Annotated in this window: 12 protein-coding genes; 8 read left to right on the forward strand and 4 right to left on the reverse strand. The window is 60.3% G+C overall.

The window, feature by feature from the left end; all coding sequences use genetic code 11:
• The first annotated feature begins 42 nt into the window (after positions 1 to 42).
• The 5 genes from cysK (at position 43) to LOY68_RS07680 (ending at position 5,004) form a co-directional block, all read left to right on the forward strand.
• Positions 43 to 1,017 (forward strand): cysteine synthase A, encoded by a 975-nt coding sequence (cysK, locus tag LOY68_RS07660; protein WP_265043941.1) that lies wholly within the window; start codon positions 43 to 45, stop codon positions 1,015 to 1,017.
• Between the two features lie 282 nt (positions 1,018 to 1,299).
• Positions 1,300 to 2,238, forward strand: a complete 939-nt coding sequence (locus LOY68_RS07665) for an aspartyl/asparaginyl beta-hydroxylase domain-containing protein (RefSeq protein WP_265043943.1) — start codon at positions 1,300 to 1,302, stop codon at positions 2,236 to 2,238.
• A gap of 219 nt (positions 2,239 to 2,457) precedes the next feature.
• Positions 2,458 to 3,711 (forward strand): TerD family protein, encoded by a 1,254-nt coding sequence (locus tag LOY68_RS07670; protein ID WP_265043945.1) that lies wholly within the window; start codon positions 2,458 to 2,460, stop codon positions 3,709 to 3,711.
• Positions 3,712 to 3,874: 163 nt separating this feature from the next.
• Entirely contained in the window at positions 3,875 to 4,039 is a 165-nt protein-coding gene (locus LOY68_RS07675) for a hypothetical protein (protein WP_177332722.1), read from the forward strand.
• A gap of 101 nt (positions 4,040 to 4,140) precedes the next feature.
• Positions 4,141 to 5,004 carry a DMT family transporter gene (locus LOY68_RS07680; RefSeq protein WP_265043947.1) on the forward strand — a complete coding sequence of 288 codons (864 nt, stop codon included), beginning with the start codon at positions 4,141 to 4,143 and terminating at the stop codon, positions 5,002 to 5,004.
• Between the two features lie 36 nt (positions 5,005 to 5,040).
• Here LOY68_RS07680 and LOY68_RS07685 read toward each other — a convergent pair whose 3' ends face one another.
• The 4 genes from LOY68_RS07685 to LOY68_RS07700 all read right to left on the reverse strand — a co-directional run bounded on the left by LOY68_RS07685 (position 5,041) and on the right by LOY68_RS07700 (position 9,177).
• Positions 5,041 to 5,982: a LysR family transcriptional regulator gene (locus tag LOY68_RS07685; protein WP_054615823.1), complete on the reverse strand. Its 942-nt coding sequence runs from the start codon at positions 5,980 to 5,982 to the stop codon at positions 5,041 to 5,043.
• A 69-nt stretch (positions 5,983 to 6,051) separates the two neighbouring features.
• Positions 6,052 to 7,581, reverse strand: coding sequence for a tripartite tricarboxylate transporter permease (locus LOY68_RS07690; RefSeq protein WP_163908979.1), 1,530 nt, complete (start codon positions 7,579 to 7,581; stop codon positions 6,052 to 6,054).
• Positions 7,578 to 8,111: a tripartite tricarboxylate transporter TctB family protein gene (locus LOY68_RS07695; RefSeq protein WP_265043950.1), complete on the reverse strand. Its 534-nt coding sequence runs from the start codon at positions 8,109 to 8,111 to the stop codon at positions 7,578 to 7,580. Before LOY68_RS07695 ends, LOY68_RS07690 begins: the two co-directional genes overlap by 4 nt.
• 52 nt (positions 8,112 to 8,163) lie before the next feature.
• Positions 8,164 to 9,177 (reverse strand): Bug family tripartite tricarboxylate transporter substrate binding protein, encoded by a 1,014-nt coding sequence (locus tag LOY68_RS07700; RefSeq protein WP_163908981.1) that lies wholly within the window; start codon positions 9,175 to 9,177, stop codon positions 8,164 to 8,166.
• Positions 9,178 to 9,558: 381 nt separating this feature from the next.
• Between LOY68_RS07700 and LOY68_RS07705 the strand changes: the two genes are divergently transcribed.
• From LOY68_RS07705 to LOY68_RS07715, 3 genes are read left to right on the forward strand one after another with little or no spacing between them, the layout of a single operon-like run.
• Positions 9,559 to 10,902: an MFS transporter gene (locus LOY68_RS07705; protein ID WP_265043952.1), complete on the forward strand. Its 1,344-nt coding sequence runs from the start codon at positions 9,559 to 9,561 to the stop codon at positions 10,900 to 10,902.
• On the forward strand, positions 10,895 to 11,851 hold the full coding sequence (locus LOY68_RS07710) for an amidohydrolase family protein (protein WP_265043954.1): 957 nt from the start codon (positions 10,895 to 10,897) through the stop codon (positions 11,849 to 11,851). Before LOY68_RS07705 ends, LOY68_RS07710 begins: the two co-directional genes overlap by 8 nt.
• A complete protein-coding gene (locus tag LOY68_RS07715) occupies positions 11,848 to 12,852 on the forward strand; it encodes a 4-hydroxythreonine-4-phosphate dehydrogenase PdxA (protein WP_265043956.1) in 1,005 nt (334 codons plus the stop codon). Before LOY68_RS07710 ends, LOY68_RS07715 begins: the two co-directional genes overlap by 4 nt.
• Positions 12,853 to 12,921: the final 69 nt, after the last annotated feature.

The raw sequence follows: 12,921 nt of genomic DNA on the forward strand, positions 1-12,921 counted from the left end.
ATACCTTTGAACGCTTATTCAACGCTGCATAAGGACCCAGCCATGAGTCGTATTTTTGCTGACAACGCCCATTCCATCGGCAATACGCCGCTGGTACAGATCAACCGTATCGCGCCTCGCGGCGTGACCATCCTGGCCAAGATCGAGGGGCGCAACCCCGGTTACTCGGTCAAATGCCGGATCGGCGCGAACATGATCTGGGACGCCGAAAGCACCGGCAAACTCAAGCCTGGCATGACCATTGTGGAGCCGACTTCGGGCAACACCGGCATCGGCCTGGCGTTTGTCGCCGCCGCCCGTGGTTACAAGCTGATGCTGACCATGCCGGCGTCCATGAGTATCGAACGGCGCAAGGTGCTCAAGGCCCTGGGGGCTGAACTGGTGCTGACCGAGCCGGCCAAGGGCATGAAGGGTGCGATCGAAAAGGCTGCGGAAATTCTCGCCAGCGACCCGGCCAAATACTTCATGCCGGCGCAGTTCGACAACCCGGCCAACCCGGCCATCCACGAAAAAACCACCGGCCCGGAAATCTGGAACGACACCGACGGCGCGGTTGATGTGTTGGTAGCAGGCGTCGGAACCGGTGGAACCATTACTGGAGTTTCGCGGTATATCAAGAATACCCAGGGCAAACCGATTCTCTCGGTAGCCGTGGAGCCGGTGTCGTCGCCGGTGATTACCCAGAAGTTGGCCGGTGAAGAGATCAAGCCGAGCCCGCACAAGATCCAGGGCATTGGTGCCGGTTTTGTACCGAAAAACCTCGATTTGTCGATCGTCGACCGGGTTGAACTGGTGACCGATGACGAATCCAAGGCCATGGCCCTGCGCCTGATGCAGGAAGAAGGGATTTTGTGCGGTATTTCGTGTGGTGCAGCGATGGCAGTGGCGGTGCGCCTGGCCGAAACCCCGGAAATGCAAGGCAAGACTATAGTTGTGATTCTGCCGGACTCCGGCGAGCGTTATCTGTCGAGCATGTTGTTCAGTGATCTGTTTACGGAGGCAGAAACCCAGCAGTAATCGAAAAATCAAAAGATCGCAGCCTGCGGCGGCGCCCACAGGTGCGTAGGAGCTGCCGAAGGCTGCGATCTTTTGATCTGGTTTTTGATCTCGCAACAGAAGGCTGACGCGGGTCAGCCTTCGTTCAGGAACCTTATGTTAATAAGTGCTTTGTTGCGCAATCCTTAACACTGAATCTTCAGTTAAGTGGGTTTTTCCCCGGGCCGGTAGTGGTTATCATGGCCGGCTGCCACGTCGGGTAAATGGCGCGGTGCAAAGTTGCTTATTCTCAAGGAGTCGTTGATGACCTTTTCCCTGGCCGCGAAAGCGTCGGTGTTGCTGTTATTCCTCGGCAGTACGCTCTATGTGCATTTGCGCGGCAAGGCACGGTTGCCGGTCCTGCGGCAGTTCGTCAACCATTCAGCGCTGTTCGCGCCCTATAACGCGTTGATGTACCTGTTCTCCGGCGTTCCGTCCAAACCGTACCTGGACCGCAGCAAGTTCCCGGAACTGGACGTGCTTCGGGACAACTGGGAAGTCATCCGCGACGAAGCCATGCACCTGTTCGACGAAGGCTATATTCGCGCCGCCGAAAAGAACAACGACGCCGGTTTCGGCTCGTTCTTCAAGAAGGGCTGGAAGCGTTTCTACCTCAAGTGGTACGACAAACCCTTGCCATCGGCTGAAGCCTTGTGCCCGAAAACCGTGGCGCTGGTCAGTAGCATCCCCAACGTCAAAGGCGCCATGTTTGCCCTGTTGCCGGGCGGCAGCCATCTGAACCCGCACCGCGACCCGTTCGCCGGTTCCTTGCGTTATCACCTGGGCCTGTCGACCCCGAACTCCGACGATTGCCGCATCTTTGTCGACGGTCAGGTCTACGCCTGGCGTGACGGCGAAGACGTGATGTTCGACGAGACCTACGTGCACTGGGTCAAGAATGAAACCGAGAAAACCCGGGTCATCCTGTTCTGCGACATCGAACGACCGCTGAGTAATCGCGTCATGACCCGCATCAACCGCTGGATCAGTGGCCTGCTGGGCCGCGCCACCGCTCCGCAGAACCTGGATGATGAGCGCGTTGGCGGGATCAACCAGGCTTACGCCTGGAGCAAGAACTTCAGCGACAAGTTCAGCGGTGTGGTGAAACAGTGGAAACGCCGTCATCCCAAGGCCTATCGCGTACTGCGGCCGGTGCTGGCGGTGGTGGTGTTGACGTTGTTGGGGTATTGGCTGTTTGGTTAAAACCGGCAACTGAACAAAAAACCGCTCTGTATGAGCGGTTTTTTTATGCGGGCCAGAACGTACACAAAGCGCCACAGACCGACGCAAGCGATTAAACTCCCCCCGCGGTACCGCCCTGAAAGCCTGGCTTTTCCTTTGGCAGGCTCGCGCACTTGCTCAATGAAGGCGCAGCACACATGCAGTGTGCTGCCATACACCCCATGGAATAGGCGACTCCCATTGAATCAATCCCTCAAGCCCGGCGAAAACACCACCCTCGATCTGCCCAAAGGGCACGTCGTGGTCACTCATGCTGCCGGCGACAACCTGGACGTTAACCTCACGGCCTTCCTTGTCACCGAAACCGGCAAGGTGACGGATGACAGCGGCATGGTTTTCTTCAACGCGCCGGAACACGCGTCCGGTGCCGCCATGTTTATCGCACCGGTCACACAAAGTGGCACCGTCAGCCACCGCATCGGCTTTGATCTGTCCCGCCTGCCGGCCAGTATCACCAAGATCGCCATTACCCTGACACAAGATGGCAGCGCCGGCGGTTTTGCTGCGGTGAAGGATCTGCGCGCACAAGTGATTGTCGGCGACCAGGTCCTGGAGCTCGCGCCCGGTTCGTTCTCTCAAGAGACCGGGATTATCGTGCTTGAGTTGTACGTTCGAAACGGCCAGCTCAAGGCGCGTTCGGTATGGCAGGGGTTCGCTTCGGGCCTGTCCGGGCTCTGCGGTCTCTACGGGATTGAGGTGGATGACGAAGCGCCATCTGCGCCGCCGGTTTCGCCAACGCCAGCGCCGAAACCCGTCAACATCGCCAAGTCCGTTATCACCCTGGACAAGCCTGGCACCAGCCACAAGGTGTCATTGGAAAAAGGCCCGTCCGCACCAAAGGTCATCCGGGTCAGCGCGACTTGGATTGATAACGGCGATGGCGAGGACAACGATGATCTCGACCTGAGGATCGGCATTCTTCGACCGGATGGCCGGATGTCCATCATTCAGGCGCCCGACAAGAGCGGTGCGTTTGACGTCGATCCGTTCGTTTTCCACACTGGCGACGTGGTCAGCGCGAGCGCATCTGCGCCGGGCATAGAAACGGTCGACATCAACCCTGCCATCTCCCAGCGCATGGGCGGCAAGGTTGCGCTGGTCTGCAGCGTTTACTCCGCCGTGGACAACGGGGCAGTTTCGGTGGCATCGCTGAAACCGAAGATGCGCATGGAATACGGCGACCAGGTGGTCGAGTGCGCTTTCGAGTTCAAGGACGGTTTTTTCAGCAGCGCGATTTACACCTACGTGATCGGCCTGATCGAAATCGATCTGGATCACATTGAGCTGAGCCCGTCCGGCAAGACCTCCAAGAGCACCAGTGAAGCGACCCCTTGGCTGTCGCGCAAGGGTGACAAACTGGAGATCACCATGGATGGCCCCGCTGTGTTCAAAGGCTATCCGCCGGAAAACAGCGGCAACAAACGTTACGTCTGAGTCCGTGTGACTGGCGCGTGGCTCTCCTTGAGTCGCCACGCGCCAGAGGTACGCAGTTCAGGCTCGCCGGGCCTTCGCGGCAAGTCATTGCAATCCATGTCGAGCGTTGGTTATAGTCGGCGCTCGCCTGCTTCCCAGCACGGCCCTCAAAAAAGATCAGCCCATGCCTGCATCCCACATCAACGCGGTAGTCGATTCAGCGGTCAACGCTGGCGTCGTGCCGTGCGGGATTCAGCAGCCTGCGCAGATCAGTCATTACCCCCCTCCTGTCAGTAGCACGCCGGTGTGCGCAGTCGTATCACCGCCAGGCGTTGGCATTTCGGGCTGATCAGCTTTCTCTGCTGTTCCCCCCATGCCCGTCTGAAAAAACTACTGAACTTCAGCTTCGGCTGAGTTGGCTTTTTATTTGCCTGATGACAGGTGGTATTCATGTTTGTCCTTTCGAAAAAATCCGCGCTCGCGGCGGCGTCCACGAGCCTGTTCGTCCTGCTGTGGAGCAGCGGGGCGATTTTCTCCAAATGGGGTCTGGCCCACGCTTCACCCTTTGCCTTTCTGCTGTTTCGCTTCGTCATCGCCCTGTGCGGGTTGGTGCTGCTGGTGCCGTTGCTCAAGCTGAAGCTGCCCAAGGGCGGCCGGCCGATGTTGTACGCAATGGCCACCGGTGTGGTGCTGCTGGGGGCTTATCAGATTTTCTATCTGCTGGCCCTGGACCTGAAGGTCACCCCCGGCGTGATGGCGACGATCATGGGCGTGCAGCCGATCCTCACCGTGGTGATCATGGAACGTCAGCGCTCGCTCAGCCGGATGTTCGGCTTGGCGCTTGGGCTGGCCGGGTTAATCATGGTGGTTTACCAAGGTATCGGGCTGGCCGGGATGTCGCTGGCCGGGATGCTGTTTGGGCTGCTGGCGCTGGCGAGCATGACCTTCGGTTCGATCATGCAGAAGCAAATCACCGACAATCCACTCGGCACGCTGCCGGTGCAGTACCTGGCCGGTTTGCTGGTCTGCGGGATCTTCGTACCGTTCCAGCCGTTTCATTTTGAACACAGCGCAGGTTTTGTCGTGCCGGTGTTGTGGATGGGCTTGGTGGTGTCGGTGTTGGCGACGCTGCTGCTGTATCGGTTGATCGCCCGGGGCAATCTGGTGAACGTCACCAGCCTGTTTTATCTGGTGCCGGCGGTGACGGCGGTGATGGATTATCTGATTTTTGGTAATCGACTGGCGCTGTTGAGCGTGTTGGGCATGCTGCTGATCATTGTCGGACTGGTCTTCGTCTTCCGAAAAACCGCTTGAAAACGCTAAGGCCCGGAACACTGTTCCGGGCCTTTTTTATTTGCTCAGCGCCTGTTCGGCCCGCACCGAATTCATGAACGCCTGCATGGCCGACGATTGAATGCGATGACGCCGGGTGATCAACCCGTACGGCGGCAACCGCGCTTCAAACTTGATCGGCAACACGGCGAGCAAATCACGGCCGGCATAATCCTCGACCACCGACACGGGCGTGACGCCGAGCATGTCAGTCTGCTGGATCAACGACAGCAAGGTCATGATCGACGTGGTTTCGACGATGCTGTTGGGGATGTCGACCCGCGCATTGTGGAACACCTGATTGATGATCGCGCGCATCGGGCTTGGATGCTGTTGCAGCACCCAGGTCATGTTCTGCAACTCCGCCCAGCTCAGGTTTTTCTCTTGCGCCAATGGATTCTGCGCGCCGGCAATCACGCACAAGGCTTCTTCGCCTAGGCTGTCGAACAGCAACTCTTCGGCCCGCGCACCGGCGGGAATCCGTCCCAAAACAATATCCAGTTGATCCTGCAACAGCGCCTGCACCAGCACGTCGCTGGTATCGACCTGGATGCTCATGGACAAGCGTGGATGGCTTTGTTTCAAGGTCGCAATGGTCCGGGTCAACAACCCCGAAGCCAGCGCCGGAATCGCGCCGACCGCGACCCGGCCAAGGTTGCCGGATTCCAGCGCGACCAGTTCTTCGCGCATGCCGCTGAGTTCGGCAAACACCATGCGCGCGTAATAGATGACGGTTTCCCCGAACGGGGTAGAGCGCATGCCCCGAGGCAGGCGTTCGAAGAGCTCGACGCCGAGTAAGTCCTCGGCTTCGTGCAGCATCTTGGTCGCCGCCGGTTGGGTCATGCCGATGTGATCGGCGGCACGGCGCAACGAGCCGAATTCCTGCAACGCCAGCATCAACCGCAGTTGGCGCAGACGCAGTCGACTGTGGATCACGTTAGCTTCTGGAATTCGGGTCATGGGCCGTGCTCGCAAAAAAGACTGCGGCAAGCCTGACAACAAATGTCAGGCGTTGCCAGCATTGCTGTGTCACAGCACCGATTTGGTTTTGCTGACCGGTGGTTTGCGTAGGCCTGTCAGCGCCCCCAGCACTTTGGAAATCAACGGCCAGAACAACATCAGCAGGGCCGCCGTGGTCAGGCTGCCCACCAGCCCATTGGACCAGAAAATCCCCAGGTGCCCGTCGGAGAACAGCATCGACTGGCGGAACGCATCTTCAGCCTTGTCGCCCAGCACAGCGGCGAGCACCAGCGGTGCAATCGGGTAGCCGAGTTTCTTGAACAGATAACCCAGCGCGCCGAAGCCCAACATCAGCACCACGTCGAAGAACGAGTTGTGCACCGAGTAAGCACCGATGGCGCAGACCATGATGATAATCGGCGCAATGATCGAGAACGGAATGCGCAGGATCGAGGCGAACAGCGGCACGGTGGCCAACACCACGATCAGGCTCACCACGTTGCCGAGGTACATGCTGGCGATCAGGCCCCAGACAAAATCATGCTGCTCGACGAACAGCGTCGGGCCAGGGTGCAGGCCCCATATCATCAGGCCGCCGAGCATCACCGCAGCGGTTGCCGAGCCTGGAATGCCCAGGGTCAGCATCGGCAGCAGGGCGCTGGTGCCAGCGGCATGGTCGGCGGTTTCCGGGGCGATCACGCCTTCGAGTTCACCCTTGCCGAAGTTCTCGCGGTTCTTCGAGAAACGCCGCGCCAGGCTGTAGCTCATGAACGACGCAGCGGTAGGGCCACCCGGCGTGATGCCCATCCAGCAACCGACCAATGTGCTGCGCACAATCGTCCACCAGTAACGCGGCAACTTGGCCCAGGTGCGCAGGATGATCATCGGCGTGATCCGCGCATGTTCGCCGCGAAACACCAGGCCTTCTTCGACGGTGCAGAGGATTTCGCCGATGCCGAACAAGCCGATCACCGCCACTTCGAAACTGATGCCGGTCATCAATGCCGGTTGGTCGAAGGTCAGGCGCAGGTTGCCGGACACGGTGTCCATGCCGACCGCCGCCATGGCGAAACCGATCATCATCGCCACCACGGTTTTCAGCGGCGGGTTCTTGCTCATGCCGATGAAGGTGCAGAACGCCAACAGGTACACCGCAAAGAACTCCGGCGAACTGAACGACATGGCGAACGCCGCGATCCGGGTCGAGAGGAACGTCAGCAACAACACCCCGGCCAGCGCGCCGATCAGGGCCGAGCTGAAGGCGGCGGTCAGTGCTTCGGCGGCGCGACCTTCGCGGGCCATCGGGTAGCCGTCGAATGTGGTGGCGACCGATGAGGGCTCGCCGGGGATGTTGAACAGGATCGAGGTGATCGAACCGCCGAACAGCGCCCCCCAATACATGCACGACAACAGGATGATCGCCGACACCGGCGACATGGTGAAGGTCAGCGGCAACAGTAATGCCACGCCATTCGGGGCGCCGAGGCCGGGCAACACACCGACCAGAATGCCCAGCAGCACGCCGATCACCATCAGGCCGATGTGGCCCGGGGTCAGGATCAGGTTCATGCCTTGCAGCAGGGAATCGAACTCGCTCATTTGAAATTTCTCCCGGCCAGGGCAATCCAGTCGCCCATCGGGCCGGCATCCAGCGGGACCTTGAACCACAGCGCGAAGATCAGGTAACTGGCGAGTACCGCGCCGAGGGATACGCTGCCGATCATCCATTTGCCATACGGTTTGACCCGCACCTTGTCACGCCACATGAACCAGGCGATGAAACAGGCCGAGGCCACGTAGATGCCGGTGAACGGCATCGCGCCGACGAACAGTGCAATCGGGATGAACACCGACACCACTTGCTTGAACGCACTACGGCTGACAAACGCAATGCTCAGGGCTTGCCAGCGCACCACGGTCAGTACGCCGTTGGCCACGCTGGCGGCGCTCAGCATCAGGCCGATGTAGAAGGGAAAGTAACCCGGCTCGGGGCCGGAATCGCCCCAGCCGATACCTTGTTCGATGCTGCCGAACATCACCACCGCGCCGATCAGCGCGGTGAAGAGTGTCAGGCCGAGCTCGACCCAGCGGGTGCCGACCAGCGCCGGTGAATCCGAAGAATGGGACATGAAAGCACCTCCAGAGGTGACGGCCGTGCGCAGGCGGGCGGCCGTGGACAACTCAGTTTTTCAGCCAGCCGGCTTCTTTGAAGACCGGCGTGACCCGGGCTGTGTCCTTTTCAATGTAGGCGGTCAGTGGCTCGCCTTCGAGGAAGGTCGGCACCAGCGCGTTCTGTTTGACGTAGGCCTTGAACTCCGGGGTCTCGGTGACTTTGCGCATCAGGTCGACATAGAACGCCCGTTGTTCGGCGGTGACGTCGCCGGGCATGAACACGGTGCGCGGGAAGCGGTACTGATCGATCCCCAGGCCCTGTTCGTGGCACGTCGGAACGTCGGCCCAGGATTTGTCGCCGGCAACCTTCTCGGTGTAGGCCATGCGTTCTTTACTGAAAACGCAGAGGGGTTCGACTTGGTCGCCGCGCCATTGGCTGATGCTTTCGCTGGGGTTGTTGACGTTGGCGGCGATGTGTTTGCCGGCCAGTTGGGTCGCGGCTTCGCTGCCGCTCTTGAACGGGATGTACACCAGTTTGCTGTGGGTGGTCTGGTTCAGCAGCAGGGTCAGGGTCTGGTCGACATCCTTGGACTGACTGCCGCCCATGCGCAGGTTCGACGGGTCAGCCTTGACCGCTTCGTAGAAGCCTTTGGCATCCTTCCACGGCGCGTCTTTGTAGCTCCAGAGAATGAAGTCATCTTCGGCCAGGGCCGCGACGGGGGTCAGTTCCTGCCATTGATAACCGAGCTTGGAAACCAGCGGCAACAGGTAGATGTTGTTAGTGCCGATCACCAGTTTTTCCGGATCGCCCTTGTTCATTTTCAGGTCGAGGAAGGCTTCGGCGCCATTGCCGCCGCCCTTGTTGAGGACGATGGTGTTCACCTCGAGGAACTTGTGCGTGGTGATGATCGACTGGATCAGTCGGCCGAGTTGATCGGTGCCGCCACCGGGGCCGCCGGCCACGACGATTTCGACATTCTTGTCCGGTTGCCAGGCGTGAGCGAGAGCGGGAAGGGCGCCGGCGGCGACCAGCGTGCAGCCAAGAAACAGACGGGATGTGCGACGGACGAATGCATTTCGCATGGAAGGGCCTCGTTTTTTTGTAGTTGTTATAAGTGGCTTGTCGACGCTTGGAAGCTGCAAGCCTGGCCTGAGTGTGTGAAGGACCGGAGCCGGCGTCTAGTCAAAACAATACATACACCGATAGCCTGGGGTTATAGGTCGAGGCGGGCAAATCGGTGATTTGCGCTGAAGGCTTTGCGCCAGAGCGGTTTGAGGGGAAAGTCGATATAGGCGGCCTAAGCTGAAAGTGGCCTGAAAACAGGCTTTGCCATAACCCGAGGCTATCGCCGTATCTCAATCATTGATTAGACGGTTATCAGCCAGCCTTCGATAGTGCTCATCAGCGCCGCCCTGAAGCGGCAATGCGGTATCACACAAAAATAATAAATCGAGGTACGCACCATGGCTCGTCCCAGTGCTTCCCTGCATCTGCCTGGCGCAGTTGCCCAACCGATCACAGCCGCCGCGACGCCGTTGGCCGTCACCCGCAAGGCCAGCAGTGTTCGCTGGCGGATCTTCGCGATCATCTTCGCGTTGACCATGGTTAATCTGATCGACCGGGTATCGCTGTCGATTGCGATGCCGACCATTGCCCACGAGTTTTCCCTCTCGCCGAGCATGCAAGGGCTGATCCTCAGCAGCTTCTTCTGGGCGTATGCGCTGTTGCAGATTCCGGGCGGCTGGATGATCGATCGTTTCGGGCCGCACCGGGTGATCAGTTGGTCCACCGGGTTGTGGGGCACGTTCCAGGTCATCGCGGCATTTGCCACCGGCGGCTTGTCGTTGCTGTTCGCCCGTGTCGCGCTCGGTGCAGCGGAAGCGCCGTTGTTTCCCTCGGGCGGCAAGCTGATTTCCCTGTGGCTGGCGCCGAGCGAGCGCAGTCGCGGCGCGGTGCTGATGGACAGTGGCAGCCCGCTGGGCGTGGCGCTCGGCGGGTTGATCATTGCCTACCTGATCGCTTCGCTGGATTCGTGGCGTTTGGCGTTTGTGATCGCCGGCATCGCGACATTGGTACTGGCCTGGCTGGCGCGGCGTTATCTGCGCGATGACCCGGCGACTCACCCGCAGGTGAATGTCGAAGAACTGGAAAAGATCAACGCCGGCCGCGCAACCCCGGCTGCCGAAGCGGCGCGGGTGCCGGTCAAAGGCTTGGGTATCGCGGCACGCTCCTTGAGCGGTTTGCTGATCGGTCGCGCCAGTTGGGCGATGGTGTATTTCGGTCTGCTGACCTGGGGGCCGAGTTATCTGGCGCAGGCCCGCGGGTTTGATATCAAAGGGATTGGTGCGGCTACGTTTGTGATCTTTGTGTGTGGTGCGCTGGGTTCGTTGACCGGCGGTTTCCTTTGCGACGGGCTGATCCGCAAAGGCGTCAGTCGTGGCGTGGCGGTCAAGAGCCTGCTGGCGTTTTCCGGTCTGGTGGCGCTGGGCGCGTTCCTGTTGCTGCCAACCCTGAGCAATCCTTTTGCGGCCGTGGCGTTGTTGGCCATGACCGCGTTTTTTCTTATGTGGGGCAGCCTCTACTGGAGCTTCCCGGCGTTGCTGGCGGCGCCGGCGCGGGTCGGTTTGATCGGTGGCGTGATGAACATGGCCGGCAGTACCGGCGGTATCGCGGTGCCGATTCTGGTCGGGATCATCCTGCAAATGGCTGGCGGTTTTGCGCCGGTGCTGGGGTTCTTTGCGGTGTGCTCGGCGGTCTTCGTTTTGGCGACGTTGTTCATCAGTCTGGATGAGGTGCGTTATGGGTGAGCATTGGAACGGCCCGATCATCGACGCCCATCATCACTTTTGGGACCCGTCGATCAATGATCATCCGTGGCTGGCGCCGGAAGCCAATATTCCGTTTCGCTACGGTGACTACAGCGCGATCAAGCGTCGCTATTTCCCCGAAGATTATTTCGCCGATGCAGGCGCTCACAACGTCGTGCAAACGGTGTACATCGAGACCGAATGGAACCCGCAAGACCCGATTGGCGAAACCCGTTTCATCGAAGGCTTGGCCGCTCGTTATGGCGTGCCGAACGCGATTGTTGCGCAAGCCTGGCTCGATCACCCGGACGCCATCGCGGTGCTCAGCGAGCAAGCGAGTTTCAAGTGTGTGCGCAGCGTTCGCCACAAACCCGGTGGCCCGACCGCGCCGGGGCAGGTTGGCCATGTGCGCAGCCTGATGAGCGACGAACACTGGCGCCGCAGTTACGCCGCGCTGCAAGGGCTGGGTCTGCATTTCGACTTGCAGACACCCTGGTGGAACCTGCACGAGGCCGAACGCCTGGCCCGGGATTTTCCCGGCACCACGCTGATTCTCAACCACGCCGGTTTGCCCAGCGACCGCAGTGCCGAAGGTTTGGCCGGTTGGCGCCTGGCGATGGCGCGGCTGGCCCAGTGGCCGAACGTGCAGGTGAAGATTTCCGGCCTCGGCCAGGGCGGCCAGGCTTGGCGCGCCAAAGACAATGTATGGATCGTGCGCGAAGTGATTGCGATGTTCGGCAGCGAGCGGGCGATGTTCGCCAGCAACTTCCCGGTGGACAGTTTGTGCGGCTCGTTCGACGCCATTTACAGCGGTTTCAAATCCATCGTTGCTGACCGGCCACGCGCCGATCAGGAGCGACTGTTCTACAGCAACGCGCAGCGGGTTTATCGCTGCGAACCTTGCGCCATCGACCGGACATGGCCTGACGCCTTGAGGAGTGAAGCATGAACAAAACCACCATCGCCATGGTCCTGGGGGACCCGGCGGGCATCGGCCCGGAACTGATCGCACGCCTGCTCGGCGAGCCGACTGTGCGCAGCCAGGCGAACGTGATCCTGATTGCCGACGAAGCGGAAATGCAGCGCGGCATGCGCATCGCCGGTGTGACCTTTCCTTATCGGCGCGTGGAGTCGCTGGACCAGTTGTCGTTCGTCGATGACACGCCGCTGTTCTACGACTTTCGCGGCGACACCTTGGGTGAATTTCCGCGCAGTGAGGCCAGTGTGATTGGCGGTCGCTACAGCCTCGACACCCTGGAAAAGGCCCTGCGCCTGACCGAGGCTGGCACCACCAATGCGGTGCTGTTCGGGCCGTTGAACAAGACCTCGCTGCACATGGCTGGCATGGCGCATAACGATGAGCTGCACTGGTTCGCCGAGTTGCTGGATTTCCACGGCCCGTTCTGCGAATTCAACGTGCTCGATAATCTCTGGACATCGCGAGTGACCTCCCACGTGGCCCTGGCCGAGGTGCCGGGGATGCTCAGCCAGGCGCGGGTGGTGGAAGCGATTCAATTGATCGACACCGCGCTCAAGCGCAACGGCCTGGAAAAACCGCGCATCGGCGTGTGCGGCTTGAACCCGCACAACGGCGACAACGGCTCGTTCGGGCGCGAAGAACTGGACATCATTGGTCCTGCGGTGCGTTCGGCTCAGGCGTTGGGGATTGCGGCTGAAGGGCCGTATCCGGGAGACACGATTTTCCTCAAGGTCCAGGGCGATGCGAGTGCCTTCGACGCGGTCGTGACGATGTACCACGACCAGGGGCAGATCGCGATCAAGTTGATGGGCTTCTCCCGTGGCGTGACGGTGCAGGGCGGTTTGCCGATCCCGATCACCACCCCGGCCCACGGCACCGCGTTTGATATCGCGGGGCAGGGCAAGGCGAACGTCGGCGCGATCCGCCAGGCGTTCGAGATTGCCTGCCGGATGGGCACCAACAACTACTGAAAACCACACAATCCCCCCACCCATCCCTGTGGGAGCGGGCTTGCTCGCGAAAGCGGTCTGTCAGTCACT

The sequence above is a fragment of the Pseudomonas sp. B21-053 genome, assembly GCF_026016365.1.
In the GTDB taxonomy this organism is placed as follows: domain Bacteria; phylum Pseudomonadota; class Gammaproteobacteria; order Pseudomonadales; family Pseudomonadaceae; genus Aquipseudomonas; species Aquipseudomonas nunensis.